This window comes from Alcaligenes faecalis (genome assembly GCF_005311025.1).
Classification (GTDB): Bacteria; Pseudomonadota; Gammaproteobacteria; order Burkholderiales; family Burkholderiaceae_B; genus Alcaligenes; species Alcaligenes phenolicus.
In genome coordinates, this window is the sequence record NZ_CP031747.1 from 3,448,059 (window position 1) to 3,464,871 (window position 16,813).

At 58.7% G+C, this 16,813-nt stretch carries 16 protein-coding genes; 12 read left to right on the forward strand and 4 right to left on the reverse strand.

Annotated elements, in window-relative coordinates:
- Nucleotides 1-17: 17 nt before the first annotated feature.
- The 6 genes from mdcC to D0C27_RS15875 are packed head-to-tail and all read left to right on the forward strand — an operon-like array spanning nucleotide 18 to nucleotide 4,565.
- A complete protein-coding gene (mdcC, locus tag D0C27_RS15850; protein ID WP_009457832.1) occupies nucleotides 18-368 on the forward strand; it encodes a malonate decarboxylase acyl carrier protein in 351 nt (116 codons plus the stop codon).
- The gene (locus D0C27_RS15855) at nucleotides 365-1,267 is read left to right on the forward strand and encodes a biotin-independent malonate decarboxylase subunit beta (RefSeq protein ID WP_035270906.1); all 903 of its coding nucleotides are present in this window, start codon (nucleotides 365-367) and stop codon (nucleotides 1,265-1,267) included. The genes mdcC and D0C27_RS15855 overlap by 4 nt, the downstream gene beginning before the upstream one ends.
- Complete coding sequence (gene mdcE / locus D0C27_RS15860) at nucleotides 1,264-1,977, forward strand: biotin-independent malonate decarboxylase subunit gamma (protein WP_022983522.1); 714 nt, start codon at nucleotides 1,264-1,266, stop codon at nucleotides 1,975-1,977. Before D0C27_RS15855 ends, mdcE begins: the two co-directional genes overlap by 4 nt.
- Nucleotides 1,977-2,681: a malonate decarboxylase holo-[acyl-carrier-protein] synthase gene (gene mdcG / locus D0C27_RS15865; protein WP_115634116.1), complete on the forward strand. Its 705-nt coding sequence runs from the start codon at nucleotides 1,977-1,979 to the stop codon at nucleotides 2,679-2,681. Before mdcE ends, mdcG begins: the two co-directional genes overlap by 1 nt.
- Nucleotides 2,671-3,633 carry a triphosphoribosyl-dephospho-CoA synthase gene (locus tag D0C27_RS15870; protein ID WP_115634117.1) on the forward strand — a complete coding sequence of 321 codons (963 nt, stop codon included), beginning with the start codon at nucleotides 2,671-2,673 and terminating at the stop codon, nucleotides 3,631-3,633. The genes mdcG and D0C27_RS15870 overlap by 11 nt, the downstream gene beginning before the upstream one ends.
- A gap of 2 nt (nucleotides 3,634-3,635) precedes the next feature.
- On the forward strand, nucleotides 3,636-4,565 hold the full coding sequence (locus tag D0C27_RS15875) for an acyltransferase domain-containing protein (RefSeq protein WP_115634118.1): 930 nt from the start codon (nucleotides 3,636-3,638) through the stop codon (nucleotides 4,563-4,565).
- Nucleotides 4,566-4,595: 30 nt separating this feature from the next.
- On the opposite strand, the gene D0C27_RS15880 is transcribed toward D0C27_RS15875, so the two are convergent.
- The 3 genes from D0C27_RS15880 to D0C27_RS15890 form a co-directional block, all read right to left on the reverse strand.
- A complete protein-coding gene (locus D0C27_RS15880; protein WP_026484233.1) occupies nucleotides 4,596-5,531 on the reverse strand; it encodes a LysR substrate-binding domain-containing protein in 936 nt (311 codons plus the stop codon).
- 208 nt (nucleotides 5,532-5,739) lie between these two features.
- The gene (locus tag D0C27_RS15885) at nucleotides 5,740-6,552 is read right to left on the reverse strand and encodes a mechanosensitive ion channel family protein (RefSeq protein ID WP_035271438.1); all 813 of its coding nucleotides are present in this window, start codon (nucleotides 6,550-6,552) and stop codon (nucleotides 5,740-5,742) included.
- 529 nt (nucleotides 6,553-7,081) lie between these two features.
- Nucleotides 7,082-7,690, reverse strand: a complete 609-nt coding sequence (locus D0C27_RS15890) for a class I SAM-dependent DNA methyltransferase (RefSeq protein WP_083054047.1) — start codon at nucleotides 7,688-7,690, stop codon at nucleotides 7,082-7,084.
- An 88-nt stretch (nucleotides 7,691-7,778) separates the two neighbouring features.
- Between D0C27_RS15890 and D0C27_RS15895 the strand changes: the two genes are divergently transcribed.
- The 6 genes from D0C27_RS15895 (at nucleotide 7,779) to D0C27_RS15920 (ending at nucleotide 15,433) form a co-directional block, all read left to right on the forward strand.
- Nucleotides 7,779-8,777 carry an LLM class flavin-dependent oxidoreductase gene (locus D0C27_RS15895; RefSeq protein WP_026484230.1) on the forward strand — a complete coding sequence of 333 codons (999 nt, stop codon included), beginning with the start codon at nucleotides 7,779-7,781 and terminating at the stop codon, nucleotides 8,775-8,777.
- Nucleotides 8,774-9,700, forward strand: coding sequence for a LysR substrate-binding domain-containing protein (locus D0C27_RS15900; RefSeq protein WP_026484229.1), 927 nt, complete (start codon nucleotides 8,774-8,776; stop codon nucleotides 9,698-9,700). Before D0C27_RS15895 ends, D0C27_RS15900 begins: the two co-directional genes overlap by 4 nt.
- A gap of 75 nt (nucleotides 9,701-9,775) precedes the next feature.
- Complete coding sequence (locus D0C27_RS15905) at nucleotides 9,776-10,804, forward strand: Bug family tripartite tricarboxylate transporter substrate binding protein (protein WP_137431296.1); 1,029 nt, start codon at nucleotides 9,776-9,778, stop codon at nucleotides 10,802-10,804.
- On the forward strand, nucleotides 10,801-12,408 hold the full coding sequence (locus D0C27_RS15910) for a gamma-glutamyltransferase family protein (protein ID WP_137431297.1): 1,608 nt from the start codon (nucleotides 10,801-10,803) through the stop codon (nucleotides 12,406-12,408). Before D0C27_RS15905 ends, D0C27_RS15910 begins: the two co-directional genes overlap by 4 nt.
- Before the next feature lie 283 nt (nucleotides 12,409-12,691).
- Nucleotides 12,692-14,536: an ABC transporter ATP-binding protein gene (locus tag D0C27_RS15915; protein ID WP_009457855.1), complete on the forward strand. Its 1,845-nt coding sequence runs from the start codon at nucleotides 12,692-12,694 to the stop codon at nucleotides 14,534-14,536.
- Nucleotides 14,537-14,668: 132 nt separating this feature from the next.
- Complete coding sequence (locus D0C27_RS15920) at nucleotides 14,669-15,433, forward strand: glucosamine-6-phosphate deaminase (protein WP_137431298.1); 765 nt, start codon at nucleotides 14,669-14,671, stop codon at nucleotides 15,431-15,433.
- On the opposite strand, the gene D0C27_RS15925 is transcribed toward D0C27_RS15920, so the two are convergent.
- Nucleotides 15,386-16,786, reverse strand: a complete 1,401-nt coding sequence (locus D0C27_RS15925; protein WP_137431299.1) for an efflux transporter outer membrane subunit — start codon at nucleotides 16,784-16,786, stop codon at nucleotides 15,386-15,388. The genes D0C27_RS15920 and D0C27_RS15925 overlap by 48 nt on opposite strands.
- Nucleotides 16,787-16,813 lie beyond the last annotated feature (27 nt).

The window sequence follows — 16,813 nt, forward strand, 5'->3', positions numbered from 1 at the left end:
TGCATTAGGAGATCACGATGACAAACATTCCTCACGGCCTGGAAACCCTGGCCTATAGCTTCAAAGGACAAGAGCCTATTGGCACCTTCCAGCCTGTGCTGGTGGGCGTGGTAGGTTCGGGCAATCTGGAAGTGTTGGCCGAGCCCAAGGACAGCGCCGAATGCACCATCCATATTCATACCTCGGCACGTGGTTTCTCCACGATCTGGGATGCGGTGGTCCGGGACTTTCACCAGCGCCATCCGCTGGCCGGTATTCACTTTGACATTAACGATATGGGGGCCACCCCTGCCGTGGTCAGTCTGCGTCTGGACCAGGCCGCCAGCGAAGCCCTGGCACGTAGCCAAGCACAAGGAACACAGTCATGAGCAGTTATCTGGAGTGTTCTGCCCGCCAGCGCGTCCAGGCTCTGTTTGACGCCAACAGCTTTCACGAATGGCTGCCCCCCGCACAACGCTTGAGCAGCCCCCATCTGGCGCAGTTGGGAGTGCCTTCTTCCTTTGATGATGGCGTGGCTATCGGCCGTGCCTTGCTGGAGGGGCAGACCGTGTATGTGGCGGCGCAGGAAGGCGAATTCATGGGCGGTGGCGTGGGCGAAGTCCACGGCGCCAAGCTGGTGGGCCTGCTGCGTCGAGCCATGACTGACCGTCCTGCAGGCGTAGTGCTGCTGCTGGAGTCCGGTGGTGTGCGTTTGCACGAAGCTAACGCCGGTTTGATAGCCGTCTCGGAAGTGATGCGCGCCCTGCTGGACACGCGTAATGCCGGAGTGCCTGTGATTGCTTTGGTCGGCGGGCAAAACGGTTGCTTTGGAGGTATGGGCATTGTGGCCCGCTGCACCAATCACCTGATCATGAGCGACGTCGGCCGTCTGGCCATGTCCGGCCCGGAAGTGATTGAAGCCTCCCACGGAGTCGAAGAATACGACTCCAAGGACCGCGCTTTGGTCTGGCAAACCAGTGGCGGAAAACACCGCTGGCTGACTGCCGATTGCGACGACCTTGTACCGGACACCGTGGCCGCTTTCCGCGCCGCTGCCGTACAAGGCTTGAAGAATCCAGCTCGTGGTCCCGTCACCCTGGAAGAGCTGGAACAGGAACATCAGCTGCTGGCACACCGCGCAGCCCTGCTGCCTGTGGAGCAATGGGACCAAACTGAAAATCAGGCCCAAGCCTTGTGGCAAGCACTGGGGCTGGAACAAAGTGATCAAGTCGGGCAGATGGATGCTGCAGCCGTCAAAGCATTACGCAGCCAGGAGGCGCTGTCATGAAATGGGAAACACTGGTGCAATCGCTGTTCGATACGCAGCACAGCATTAGCGAACAGGATTTGTTCTTGCAGGGCGATGCCCAGTTTGATGGCGAGACCTTGGCCGTGATCGGCACGACGGAACACGCCCCCATCGGCGTGTCCCTGGCCTTGACCCAGGCACAGGCCGTGCTGGACACCATCAAGAACCATCCTGGCCGTAGCCTGCTGCTTTTGGTCGATACCCAGGGCCAGCAACTGCGCCGCCGCGATGAGCTGCTTGGCATCAACCGCGCCATGGCTCACTTGGGTATGTGCCTGGATCTGGCCAGACGCAAAGGCCACAAGGTCATTGGGCTGGTGTACGACCAGGCCCTGTCCGGTGGCTTCATCACCTCCGGTCTGATTGCCGATGCCTGCTATGCCGTGCCCGAAGCCGAAATTCGCGTCATGCGCATTCCTGCCATGGCCCGCGTCACCAAGCTGCCCGAAGCCATGCTGGAAGAGCTGGCGCAGTCCAATCCGGTCTTTGCGCCCGGCGTAGGCAATTATGTGGCCATGGGAGGCATTCAGTCTGTCTGGGACAGCAGTTCGCCAGAGCAACTGCGTGCTTCCTTGCGGGCAGCACTGGCTCAATCCAATGATCAGGATCGCCGCGCCAGCGATGGTGCCGAACGTGGTGGCCGCCGCCTGGCTGCCCAGATCATTGAACAGGTCTTGCAGGCATCCTGATGAACGCCCAGCTGCCCGCTCGCCGTCACCACCTGATCACGCTGGACAACACAGCCTGGGATCAGGTGTTGGCTGATCTGGAGCCGACCAGCCACGCCTGCCAGAGCCTGCGTCAATGGCAGGCTCGAGGCTGGCCGCTGGTCGTCAGCCGTCAGCCAGGCGAACTGCGTAGCGGACAGTTGCAAGTGGGCATTCCTTTACCGAGCGATTGGGGGCGGCAACGTCTGTCCCTGATCGTTTCCCAGAACCAGAGCCTGTCTTGGGGCAGTTTCCCCCCCGCCCACGAAGCCCAAACCTTATTGCCAGCCTCCTTGGCGCAAGACTGGCTGAGCTTATGCCAGCGTATGCAAGCACATGGCTGCACGGCTCAGGTCTATGGCAGTTATGGCTGGGAGCTGATCACAGGACAGGGCTATGTGCGTGAAGGTTCAGACCTGGATTTGCTGCTACCCGTGCAGAGCGCCACGCAAGCAGATCGTCTGGTGGAGCTATTAAGTGCAATCAGCGAATTGTCCGGTTTTCCCCGTCTGGATGGCGAGCTGCTGTTCCCCGATGACGCCGCCATTGCCTGGCGTGAATGGCAGCAATGGCGCAGCGGTGCCAGCAGCAAAGTCATGATCAAACGCACTCATGGTGTACGTATTCAGGCGCACTCGGACTGGCCCGAGCACGCTCCTGCTCCGGAGTCCTCTCATGCTGCTTGATGCAATTGAAACCAGAACATTGGCGCACCGCCCCACTGCCGCCGACTTCATGGATCCATCCCGTTCCTGGAGTTGTGCGGCCATAGGCCGTGCGGCGGTTCTGGCGCTGTATGACGAGCTGATTCTGGCTCCCAAACCGGGGCTGGTTTCCTTGCTCGACAGCGGCAGCCATGACGATATGGATGCCAGCACTTTTTATCGCAGTCTGTTTGCCCTGCGCCATTATTTTTCTGACATGGCGGCTCTGGGCCAACAGCGTGTTCCATTCAGCCAGCTGCAAACTCGCGGGATTGCAGCGGAGGCTCGCATGCAGGCGGCAACCGGGGGCATCAATACCCACCGTGGCGCCATCTTCATGCTGGGCCTGCTGTGCGCAGCCGCAGGCGCTTGCCTACCTTTTCGCACCCTGACTCCCGCCACGATTCGGGACCAACTTCAAACATTATGGGGGGCGGCTTTACAGGCCCGCAGCCTGCAAGCGTCGTCCGCACTGCCGGGCGGACGGGCGGTACGCCGCTATGGCTTGCAAGGCGCGAACCAGGAAGCAGCCCAGGGCTTTCCCACCTTGTTTGAAACGGCCTGGCCCGCCTGGCAAGTCGCTGTCAAAACTTTGTCTCCGCACAGCACACCAGTGGCAGAACAGCAGTTGCAAACCGTGGGTCTGCATACCTTCTTTTCTGTTATGGCGGTCCTTGACGATAGTAATCTGGCCCATCGTGGCGGACTGGAGGGGCTACACTACGCGCGCCGCTGCGCCATGCACTACCTGCAAGCAGGCAGTGCGTTCAGCCCCGATGCGGTGCAACGCGCGCAAGCCTTGCATCAAGCCTTCATGAAGCGTCGCCTGTCCCCCGGCGGCGCAGCCGACACCCTGTCGGCCTGCTGCTGGCTGGATCGCTTGCAAGCCTATGCACCCGGCAGTGCCAGCCAGCGTCGCCCTACTGGAGCCTGACTATGAAAATCGCCCTGCTGTTTTCCGGGCAAGGCATGCAATACGCAGACATGCTGCCCTGGATGAACCCGGCAAACCCCTTGCTGCTGCAAATGCAGGAACAGTTGCACGTTCCCGATTGGCGCGCCGCCATGCGCGATACCCGTTGGGCCAGCACCAATGCCCATGCCCAAGTTGTGCTGACAGCTTGCGCCTTGGCCGCTTGGCAGGAATTGCAGGAGCACGTCCCTGCTCTGCAAACCTCCAGGCGATCTTTGGTGGCAGTGGCGGGCTACAGCATTGGTGAACTGGCAGCCGCTTGTGTAGCGGGTGTGTCATCTGCCAGCAATACCATCCAGCTCGCCGGACAAAGAGCCGCCTTGATGGATCAAGCGGGGGTCGGACAGGACAGCAGCATGCTGGCGATAAGTGGGGTTTCAATTCGGACGATTGAACAATGGTGCCAAGCGCACGGCGCTGCCCTGGCCATACGCAATGGTCCTGATAGTGCTGTCTGTGCGGGACCACGTGACAAGCTTGCTGCCCTGGAAAAACTCGCTCAAGAACAAGGGGCACGTTGCACACCCCTGGCCGTGAATATTGCCTCCCATACCCATTGGATGAGCAGCGCATCCCAGGCCTTTCAAGAGCAACTGAATCAAAGCGAACTGACTGCCCCGACCTTGCCTTGGCCCACCAATGCCGGTGTATGGGTACATAACGCCACTACCGCTGCCCAGGCCTTATCAGCGCAGTTGATGCAAACCGTGCAATGGGACTCCTGCATGGAGCAGATTGAAGAGCGTCAGCCCAATGTGGTGCTGGAGATTGGTCCGGGCCGCAGTCTGGCGACCATGTGGAATCAACGCTATCCGGAGATTCCTGCGCGCAGTGTGGACGAGTTCCAAACCCTGGATGGCTTGCAACGCTGGCTGTCTCGCTGGGCTGGATAAACGCAAGACAGCGACTTGTGCAGACCCGTATCAGCCCGACGTCGGCCCTTCTTTTTCCAACTGAGTACGCACGATCCGGCAGGCCCGTAACAAGCTCAACACATTCGGGCTGCGCTCGCGCGACTTCATGCACACCAGGCCGATACGCTGTGAATGTCGATACTTCGGCTCCAGGCTCAGCCACTGAATCTTGTCAGAAAAAACCGCTTTGGCTCGCGCAGGTAAAAGGGAGCATCCCACACCACCACTGACCAGGCTCATCAAGGAAAAGATGTCTCCGGTGCGCATCACAATATCGGCATCAAACCCGGCTTTGGCCAACATGCGCTGCATATCCCGCCCCGTTGCAAAATCATCGGTCAGCGACACAAAACGTTCCTTGGAACAACGCTCCAGATCCACCACGGACGAGTCCGATCCTTGCCAATCCATGGGAGCAGCAAACATCAGCTCATCATCAAAAATGGGCAGCACTTCCAGATCATCCGGTTGCTCCTGCGGCAACTCGATCAGGGCTGCGTCAATATGACCACCCCGCAACTTTTGCAGCAGCTTCTCGTTGGAGTCCAGCACCAGATCAATCTGCAATAAAGGCTTGTGAACCTTCAGCTCTACCAAAAGGCGCGGCACCAAACGTATCGTCAGCGAATACATGGAGCCTATGCGCAACTGATCCGACGAATACCCCCCGGCTTCGCGGGCAGCATCAATGCCGTGCTGCAAGGTACGTATGGTTTCCTTGGCCGCTTCGGCCAGCTCGCGCGCCGACTCCTGTGGCACCAGATTGCGGCCTTCCTGCAAGAACAGCGGGCAGCGCAACCCTTCCTCCAGGCTTTTCAAGGCCCGATGCACGCTCACCGCACTGGTGCCCAATTGTTCTGCGGCACGGGCAATCGTGCCGGCTTCCAGAAAAGCCAGCAGAACTTCCAGGCGTCGTACCGTGATTTTTTCGTCGATCAGAAACATCGTGAGGGCAGGTGGAAAAACAGCGCCAGAGCAAAGAGTACAGTATGGGAGAAGCCCGCAGTAAGTCCAATGCAGGCTAACCCGAAAAAAATGCCCCAAGCCGCTAAAAGCAAGGCTTGGGGCATTCATACTTTCTATCGGAACCGCATGGGCTTGAAGCCTGCAGGACACGGTTCAAAGCTGGAGTCTGGCCTTGAACCCATCATGTTCACGCAGCCTTTTTCTCGCCAACCGACTGCACGATTTCACGTACTGGAACGGGCGTCTGCAAACCAGCCTGATTCAGCACTTGGACCGCACGGCGGAACAGATCAAAACGGGCATCCCAGAAGTCAGCAGCATTGATCCACGCACGCAGATTGACGGTGATTACGCTGTCCTTGTACTCCATGACCATGACCAAAGGAGCCGGGTCTTTCAGCACCTGAGGATGTTCATTGAGCAGGTCTTGCAGCAGCTTGATGGCCAGGTCCAGATCATCGCCATAACGTACGCCCACCCCGAAGTCCAAACGACGAGTGGTGTTACGGCTGTAGTTGATGATAGGGTTGCCCCAGATCAGGCTGTTGGGCAGCGTAAATTGAATGCCATCCACTTGCTCAAAGCGGGTCAGGAACAAACCCACTTCCTGTACGGTGCCGTCACCTTTACCAACAACCGACACAAACTCGCCCGCACGCAAGGGACGCAGCATCAGCAACATGATGCCGGCGGCGATATTTTGCAGTGTGTTCTGCAAGGCCAAGCCCACCGCCAAACCGGCGGCACCCAGTACCGCAATAATGCTGGCGGTCTGCACACCAAAACGGGCCAACACGGCAATCAGCACAAAGATGCGGATTGTCCAGACCGTTACGGACTGGGCCATAGGCACAATCGTCGGATCCACTCGAGGCGAGCGGGCTGCCATGCGCTTGATGGCACGACCGGCGACGGCAGACAGCCACCAGCCAATAATCAGAATCAACAAAGCAATCACGACGTTGAGCGCAATCGCGACAACGGCTGGAAACTCTGTCATCCAGGCTTGCAATTTTTCCACGTTTCAATCTCCTCAATTAAAAGGCAAAGCACCGAAGGGACTGGCCGCCAAGGGTAAACATTGCTAGTGCGCATCATAGCCTTGGGACGGGTCTGAACCCAAGTTGAGCAAGCCCACCATCTTATCCCCGAAAACTGTGGATAGCTCATAGGAAAAACTGGGCAAATCAGAAAAACCTTCCGTAGTATCAGCCACTTGAAAACCACGAACAGAAAACATCCAAATCCGGAAACAGACGCCAGCTTATCCCCATAAAATGTGGACAAGTCACAGGATAAACCGTGAATCACTGCACTTATCCCCGTGCAATCAAGCACTTAGAAATGGCGAGCAGAGAATCGACAATTCTTTACCATTTTTTTCCTCGGGCAAGCCTCTGCTTGTTGAAAACCGGCTTATCCACAAAAGATGTGCATAAAAATAGGGAAAACCCCTGTATTAGCAAAAAATAGGCTTATAAAACAATCACCTAAGTAGCCAGGTCAGGGATTCACCATTTTGCACCTGTTCAAGCCGGTACGCGCCACAGGGAAGCCAGCCAATGCTGCTCCTGCGGCGGCCTGTCTGTGGGGCGATAAAAGTGATCGATATACTCAAAGCCCGCTTGCTCCAGACGCTCTGACCACTGCTCCCAACTGTAGTAGCAACCATAGCGCTGACCATTCCAGCCTTCTTGCCCCTGACCACGCGGATTGGAGGAGAACAGCACGCCGCCCGGTCGCAGACTGTGTCGCAAAGCAGTCAAAACCGCAGGCAGCTCCGCGCTGGGTATATGGAATAGAACCGCATTGGCAAACACACCATCAAAAGCCGCAGCGGGCAAATTCAAATCCAGAAAGTCCTGATGCAGCACCGGCAAGCCAGTTTGCTGACGAGCCATCTCCACGAAAGCCGCACAGCCATCCAGCCCCACCGGGCGGTGACCCATGGCCTGAAACGCGACCAGATCCCGCCCCGGTCCACAGCCCAGATCCAGAATATCCACAGGCCCCGGCAAGCCGATGGCCGCCAGCAAAGCATCACGATTCTGGCTGACATCATGGTCCCACGTGCCGTCCCGATAAGCCTGCGCATGGTCCTGGTAATGATTGACGGTGCGACGACTGGTTTCTTTCATCTGAACATCCTTGCCTATGCTATGGGTTTACTTGACGCTGCCTAACGATGGATCGACTATATCCTGAGTCCAATTTGAATCTGATGCCATGAAGCCAAGCTATCCGCTCTCCGTCCTAGATCTGTCCCCTATTGTTCAGGGCTCCACACCGGCCCAGTCCTTTCGCTGTTCGGCGGACATTGCCCGTCATGCCGAGCAGTGGGGCTATCACCGTTACTGGCTGGCCGAACACCACGGCATGCCCGGTATTGCCAGTGCTGCCACTTCAGTTCTGATCGGCCACATTGCCGGTCAAACCAGCCGCATTCGTGTGGGCGCGGGCGGCATCATGTTGCCCAACCATTCCCCTTTGGTGATTGCCGAGCAGTTTGGAACGCTGGCCTCCCTGTACCCCGGCCGTATTGACTTGGGCCTGGGTCGTGCCCCTGGCTCCGACCCCGAAACCGCCCGCGCCTTGCGCCGCAATCTGAACAGCGACCCCGACCAGTTTCCGCGCGACGTGCTGGAACTGATGGACTATATGTCCGACGAGCCGCGCAACCGCATCATGGCCGTGCCCGGTCGCGGACTGAATGTGCCGGTCTGGATTCTGGGCTCCAGCCTGTTTGGTGCTCAACTGGCCGCCGCCTTGGGCTTGCCCTACGCCTTTGCTTCGCATTTTGCACCTGCTCAATTGATGGATGCTATTGAGGTTTACCGCCGTCAGTTCCAGCCTTCCGTGCATCTGGAAAAACCGTACGTCATGCTGGGCTACAACGTCTTTGCCGCCGACACGGAAGACGAAGCCAAACTACTGGCCTCCTCCTGGCAACAGTCTTTTGTGAACCTGCGCAGCGGTCGTCCCGGCCAACTGCCACCGCCCGTACGCGACTACTACGAGCAATGCAGCCCACCCGCCCAGCATCTGCTGGACTCCTTGCTCAGCTGTACGGCCATTGGCAATCCGGAACAAGTGCTTGAACAGATGAAAGGCTTCATTCAACTGACCGGCGCCAACGAGCTGATGCTGAACGCCAATATCTTTGACCATAACAAGCGCTTGCGCTCCTACGAGATTGCCGCCGAGCTGCGCGGCAGTCTGGTATGAACCCACGCCATCTTCAGGAGACCGCACTGCGCTACTTCCAGGAAGTAGCGCGTTGTGGCTCTATCTCGCAGGCGGCCAGCAATCTGCATGTGGCCACATCGGCCATCAGCCGCCAGATCAGCGGACTGGAAGAAAACCTGGGTATGGCCTTGTTCGAGCGCCATGCCCGTGGCATGAACCTGACCGCTGCGGGAGAACTGCTGCTGGCCCATGCCCGTCGCAGCGCCATGGATGCCGAGCGCACCTTGCACGATATTGCCGCCTTGCAAGGGCTACAAACCGGCCTGATACGCATCGCCTCCTCTGAAGGTTTGGCCGCCCAGCTACTGCCGCAGTGCATCGCACAATTTCGTGAAAAGCATCAGGGCATCCGCTTTCAGCTGGACGTACTGCCACCACACCGCATCACCATGCTGCTGCTAAGCGGCCAGATTGATATAGGCATCAAATTCACTCAAACAGCCGAAAAAGACATCAAGACCTTGTTCCGCCGCGATGCCCCCGTCATGGCTCTGGCGGTTCCCGGCCACCCGGTCACCCGTACCGAACGCATCAGCCTGAAAAGCCTTCTGGCACACCCCCTGGCCTTGCCCGGCCCGGACACCACCGTGCGGCAAATGATGGATGTGGCCTGCAGTGCACAGAACCTGAGTCTGGACCCGGTATTCAGCAGCAATCACATGCAGTCACTGCATCAATTTGCCCTGTCGGGCGCAGGCGTGACGGTGTCCGCCCTGCTCTCGGCTCGTCACCTGATTGAGCAAGGTTTGCTGCAAGCCAGTTTCATTCATGAACGCGGCTTGCTGAATCGTCAAATTGAAGTGCAGGCCCTGGCTGGCCGCCGCTTGCCCTCTATTGTTCGCCGCTTTCTGGACGAGTTGCTGCCGCAGCTTGAAGTCGACCCGCAAGCCTTGCCAAAATAGCAACGCTGTCCTGCTTATTTGTTGCTGGTTCGGCATCATCGCCTTTCCTATCATCTCTTGATTGAGGAGATAGCCATGACAAGACCCAGCAACGCCGCAAGCAACGCGCAGCCCCCATCGACCCGTCGCCCCTGGCGGCGTCTTGCCCAAACCTTATTAGGTGCTGTTCTGGCCGTCAGTAGCGTGGCGGCCCATGCCAGCGATTGGCCTGATCGTCCCATTCGCCTGATCGTACCCTTCCCCACTGGCGGTGCCACCGACGTCATCAGCCGCCTGATTGCCGAAAGCGCGGCCAAAGCGATGAACGCCAACATCATTGTGGACAACCGCACGGGCGCGGGCGGCACGATTGGTTCAGGCGAAGTCGCTCGCAGCAAGCCCGATGGCTACACCCTCCTGTTCACCACCAGCAGCACCCACGCGATTGCTCCGCACCTGTACAAGTCGCTGCCCTACGATGCAGACAAAGACTTCACCCCTATCGCCCATTTGGGCGATGCCGCCAGCGTCTTGCTGGTGAACCCGTCCGTACCCGCGCAAACTCTGCCGGAACTGATTGAATACGCGCGCGCCCATCCCGATGAGTTGAACTACGCCAGCAGTGGCAATGGCACCATCGTGCACCTGGGCACCGAAGCCTTTTTGAATCAGGCCAATATCGTCATGTCCCACGTTCCATACCGCGGAACCGGTCAGGCCATTAACGATATGCTGGGCGGTTCCATTCATGTTTTACTGGACGCCATCCCCACCGGGATGCCCTATGTGAACAGCGGCCAGTTGCGCGCCCTGGCAGTAACCGGCCAGCAGCGCTCGCCGCTGGCACCCGATTTGCCCACCTTTCAGGAGTCCGGCCTGCCGGGCTATGAGTCGGTGACCTGGTTTGGCCTGTACGCCCCTGCAGGCTTGCCCGACGAAATTCGTGACAAGGCTTATGAGGCTTTTTCACATGCCGTTCAGGACCCCAAAGTACGCTCGCGCCTGCAAACATTGGGCGTGGACCAACCCCGCAGCACCAGCCGAGAAGAGTTTATCTCTTTGGTCCGCGAGGACAGCGCACGCTGGCAAGGCCTGATCCAACTGACTGGAATACAGATTCAATGAACAAGACTGACACCTGTATGGACTGGAACAACCCCTACCCGTCCGCCCGCTCTGCGGTACTTGGCCAGAACATGGTCAGCACCTCCCACCCCTTGGCCGCGCAAGCGGGCCTGCGCATGTTGCAGGCTGGTGGCAATGCCGTCGATGCCGCCCTGGCGGCCGCCATCGCACTGACTGTGGTCGAACCCACGGGTTGCGGGATAGGCAGTGATGCCTTTGCCATCGTCTGGGACGGCAAAGAACTGCATGGCTTGAACGCCTCCGGGCGCTCTCCCCGTGGCTGGTCGCCGGATCGTTTCAAAGGTCACGATGCCATCCCCGACAAGGGTTGGGAAAGTGTCTCCGTTCCCGGTGCGGTCTCTGCCTGGGCCGAGCTATCCAGCAAGCTGGGCCGTCTGAGTCTGGAGCAAGTGGCCGCCCCCGCGATTCATTACGCCCGAGAAGGCTTCCCGGTCTCGCCCGTAATCGCGCGCTTGTGGGAGCTAGGTCGTCAGCGTCTGGGCGATCAACCCGGTTTTGCCGAAGCCTTTTTACGTGATGGCAAAGCCCCAGTCGCTGGCCAGTGGTATCAGAACCAGGACCAGGCCAATACGCTGGAACGCATTGCGGCCACCCAGGGTCAGGACTTCTACACCGGCGAGCTGGCCAAACGCATCGCCGACTTCTCCCGCCAGCATGGCGGCGCCATGGATGAGCAGGATCTGGCCGAGCACCGCGCGAACTGGTGCGGCACCATCAGCCATCCTTTTGCCCAGTCCGTGATTCACGAAATCCCGCCCAATGGACAAGGTCTGGCGGCCTTGATGGCCTTGGGCATCATGGGCCAAGCTGGTGTGGGCCAGCAGCCGCTGGACCATATCGACACGGTGCATTTGAGCATTGAAGCCATGAAGCTGGCTTTTGCCGATCTGTACGAGCACCACGCAGATCTGGAGCACATGATTCATCATCCCGAGCATTTGCTGGACCCGGCCTATCTGCGCGAGCGCGCCGCCCTGATTCAGATGGACAAGGCAGGCGACCCCAAGCACGGCCTGCCTGGTCCCTCCGGCACGGTCTATGTCACCGCCGCCGACTCCAGCGGCATGATGGTGTCCCTGATCCAGTCCAACTACATGGGTTTTGGTTCCGGCGTGGTCGTTCCCGGCACCGGCATCAGCATGCAGAACCGTGGTCATGGCTTTACCCTGCGCCCCGGTCATGTGAATGAAGTGGCCGGTGGCAAGCGCCCTTCGCACACCATCATTCCGGCCTTTGCCATGAATGCCGATGGCACCCCTCAAATGTCTTTTGGTGTGATGGGTGGCCCCTTCCAGTCGCAAGGCCATATGCAAATGGCACTGCGTGTTCTGCTGTACGGTCAGAACCCGCAGGCCGCTGCCGATGCCCCACGCTGGCGCGTGACGGGTGGCCGTGGGGTGGCGGTAGAACCCACTTTCGATCCGGCGCTGGTTCAGGCCTTGCGCGAGCGCGGTCATGAAGTCGTCGTTGAACCCGGCAGCGGTGTGTTCGCCTTTGGCGGTGCACAACTGATTCTGCGTCAGGGCAATCATTACGTGGGCGGCTCCGACCCGCGCAAAGACGGGCAGGTGGTGGCTTACTAAGCCTATTTGCCTTCCAGAGATCACTACCACTTTCTGATTGGGGTCTGGATAAGAACATCCAGACCCCAAAGCAGACTCCAACATCGACTTGGCCCACTAAACGTACACCGTGGTCAATATCTGACACTTTCCCTACACAAAGACTGTGTTTTTATCAGGTTTTCTTCAGCCAGACAAAATGACTGCTGTACCATCAAAAATTGCCGCTTCATACCCCGGAAGCGGTTTTCTATTTGTCTAAACGGCCCTGTCATCCAGAGGGCCGTACGCTGGAGCCCATTCGGTGCTGTCATTCTTTGAACGTCGATTAGATCCCTATCCCGAACAACACGTCGCCCCTCCTCCCAAAGGATTTTTCCCCTTCATCTGGGCCTGTACGAAAAATTCACGCGGCTGGATTGGCTTGATGACCGTAACCTCGATTGGCCTGTCGGCCTACGAGGCCATGCTGTTTGCCCTGCTCAGCTATATCGTGGACTGGCTGCCCTCGATTGAACCTGCCCAGTTCTGGAGCCAGCAGGGTGGCACGCTGTTGACCATTGCCGCTGTTCTGCTGGGCAGCGTCGTGCTGATCAGCCTGCATACGCTGGTCATGCACCAGGTACTGGCCATCAACTTCCCCATGCGCCTGCGTTGGCTGTTTCACAAGCTGATGCTGAATCAGAGCATGTCCTTTTACGCGGACGAGTTTGCCGGTCGCATCACCACCAAGATCATGCAAACCGCTCTGGCGGTGCGTGAAACTCTGTTCATGGCCGTGGAAGTGGTCGTGGGCATGAGCGCCTACCTGATCGGTATTCTGATTCTGGCAGGCAGCTTTGACCGCCTGCTGATCCTGCCCTTCCTGCTCTGGCTGGTAGGCTACGCTTTGGCCTGCGTGTACTTTGTGCCCCGTCTGGGCAAAGTCGGGGCTGAACAGGCCGACGCCCGTGCGCTGATGACGGGCCGTATTACCGACGCCTACACCAATATCAACACGGTAAAGCTGTTTGCCCACACACGCCGTGAAGCAGACCATGCCAAGAACGCGATGCGCCGCTTCCAGGAAACCGGCCATGCCCAGATGCGTCTGATCAGCATGTTTGAAGTGACCAACCATGTGCTGGCTACTGTCTTGCTGATCAGTTCGGCAGGCCTGGCCTTGTACTTGTGGTCGATTGATCAATCCACAGCCGGTGTAGTGGCGGCCGTCATTGCCATGGCACTGCGTCTGTCCGGCCATTCCCATTGGCTGATGTGGGAGCTGACCAATCTGTTCGAGAACGTAGGCACGATTCAGGACGGCATCAATACCTTGACGCAAAAACCCACGGTGGTAGATGCTCCCGATGCCAAGCCCCTGCAAATCGAGCAAGGTCGCATCGAATTCCAGGACGTAAGCTTTGCCTACCGCGATAAAAGCCGTCAGGTGATCGACAAGCTCAATCTGGTGATCAAACCGGGCGAGCGCGTTGGTCTGATTGGCCGTTCTGGCGCGGGCAAGTCCACGTTGGTCAACCTGCTGCTGCGTTTCCATGATGTGGATAGCGGCACCATCCGCATTGATGGCCAGGACATTGCCCACGTCACGCAGGACAGTTTGCGTGCTGCCATTGGCATGGTGACGCAGGATACCTCCTTGCTGCACCGTTCCATGCGCGACAACATTCTGTATGGCCGCCCGGATGCCAACGACGAGCTGCTGCATATGGCGGTAGAGCGTGCCGCTGCTGCCGACTTCATCCCGCAACTGCATGACCGCCAGGGCCGTGAGGGCCTGGAGGCACATGTGGGCGAGCGCGGTGTGAAACTGTCTGGCGGCCAGCGTCAGCGTGTGGCAATTGCCCGCGTCATGCTGAAAGACGCCCCCATCCTGTTACTGGATGAAGCCACCAGCGCGCTGGACTCCGAAGTGGAAGCCGCGATTCAGGAAAGCCTCAACACCCTGATGCACGGCAAGACGGTAATTGCCATTGCCCACCGCCTGTCCACCATTGCGGCACTGGACCGCTTGATTGTGCTGGATCAGGGCCGCATCATCGAGCAAGGCAGCCACCAGGAATTGCTGGAAAAAGGTGGTTTGTATGCTCGTTTGTGGGCACGTCAAAGTGGTGGCTTCCTGGGAGAGACTGGCAAACAAGATAGTTAAAACGTGTCACTTGCTTGCAAAAAAAAACTGACGTTACATCTTTGTCCCATTAGAATTTCGAAAGATCAAACTTCGCCGTGCTTGCGGCGAAGTTTTTTTTCAACTTATTCAGCCCATACATAGAACAAGATTATGTTTTTAGTCTTCCCCGATTCCGCCGCCATTGCGGCACACCTGAGCGCCCGTCTTCAGGAAATTATTCGTCAGGATCCACAAGCGACTCTGGGTCTGGCAACCGGGGGGACCATGGAACCCGTCTACGCCCGTTTCGTACAGGACGTACGTGCCAATGGGCTGGATGTCTCCAAGATCAACAGCTTCAATCTGGATGAGTATGTGGGTCTGGCCGCAGCGCACGAGCAAAGTTACGCCTACTACATGCACCAGCACCTGTTCGGCCAACTGCCTTTTGATGCCGCTCGTTTGCATCTGCCCAATGGCCTGACCAAAGAGCTGGAGCAGCACTGCCAGGACTACTCCGCCGCGATTGCGGCCAGTGGGGGTGTCGCCTTGCAATTGCTGGGCGTAGGCACCAACGGCCACATCGGCTTTAACGAACCGGGCACCCCTTTTGACAGCCGCACCCATGTGGTGGCCCTGTCCGAGCGCACCCGTATCGACAACAGCCGCTTTTTTGATTCCATGGACGAAGTGCCTGCATCGGCCATCACCATGGGGATTGCCGATATTCTGAGCGCCCGTGAAATTGCCCTGGTGGTCACCGGCGAGCACAAGGCTCGCACCATGCTCAATTACCAGGAAGGCGGTGTCACGCCCGAGCTGCCTTTCACAGCCTTGAAGCAGCACGCCAACACCCACATCCTGCTGGATGAGGCGGCTGCCAGCCTGCTAGACCCCAGCCTCTGCCACCGTCCCCTGATCAGCCAGGCTGCCTGAGCCAGCTTGCCAGCCCCCGCCCAGTGCTCGGAAGAGCGCCGCGCGGGATTGCAGACGTGCCTGCATCAAACTGACGCGCACATCCTGAGCAGCGTACAAGGTACGCTGCGCATCCAGTAAAGACAGCAAGGTTTCCGAGCCAGAGCGATAACGTGCTTCGGCCAGTTGAAACGCCAGCCTGGCTTGCTCCCACTCCAGCTCCATAGTCTGCGCCTGGGCATCAAGGCTATGCAGTTGTGCCAGCACGCCTTCCACATCCATATAAGCCTGCACAATGGTCTGCCGATGCTGCGCCAGCCATTCCTGCAAACGGGCGTCGCTCAAATCCTTGCCCGCCTCCAGACGACCGGCATTGAAGATAGGCGCCACCAGCCCGCTGATCAGGCTGTAGACCGGATGGCGCAAGCTTTCTTCCCAATGATTGCCCGATGCCCCTGCCCGCGCCCCCAAGGTCAGGCTGGGATACAGGGCAGCGCGCGCCACATGCACATCGGCATGAGCCGCTGACAACTGGGCCTCGATGCGCGCAATATCAGGGCGCTGCGACAAGAGCTGTGAAGGCAGACCTGCTTCCAGCTCCGGCACGTGCAAGCTGGCAATATCTTCCTGGGGCTCGGGCATGATTTCAGTACGGCCCAACAAGGTCGCCAGCTCCACCCGCGTGCGAATGGCCTGTTCTTCAATCACAAACAATTTGCGCTGTTGCGAAGCCAGCAATTGGCGCTGCTGTGCCAGCTCCAAAGGCGAAGCCGCCCCCGCCTGCAAGCGTGCTTCCAGCAGGCTCAACAAGCGTTGCGCAACGGCCAGGTTTTGACGGGCAATGGCCACGCGCTGTTTGTCGCCCAAGGCTTGCAGGCTTAAATGCACCACCTGCGCCTGCACGCTGACACGCAGCACATCCAGCTCGTAATTCGCCGCCTGGGCCAGGAACACGGCACTGTCGGCCTGAGCACGATTGCGTCCCCACACATCCAGCTCGTAGCTCATGAACACACCGGCCACATATTGCGAGCGAGAGTCTCCATGCGAGGAAGAAAACGGCGCATCTCTTTGCGCAGACAGATTGCCCTGTAATTCCGGCAGCAAACTGGCTCCGGCAATGCGTGCCTGAGCCTGCGCCTGCAAGATCCGGGCCTGTGCCTGACGCAGCACCGCCACGTCCTTCAAGGCTTCCTGCATCAGGCTATTCAAGGCGGGGCTGTTATAAGCACGCCACCACTCCGGCTCTACCTGGGCCAGTACAGGACTGGGTGTCGCCTTGGCTTGCTGTTGATACGCCTGGGGCAGCGTCGGCGGGATCTTGTCCAGATCAGAGGACAAGGAGCCGCACGCTTGCAGCACAAGCGTGCTCATGGCCCCTGCTATCCATCGGTAATGAGC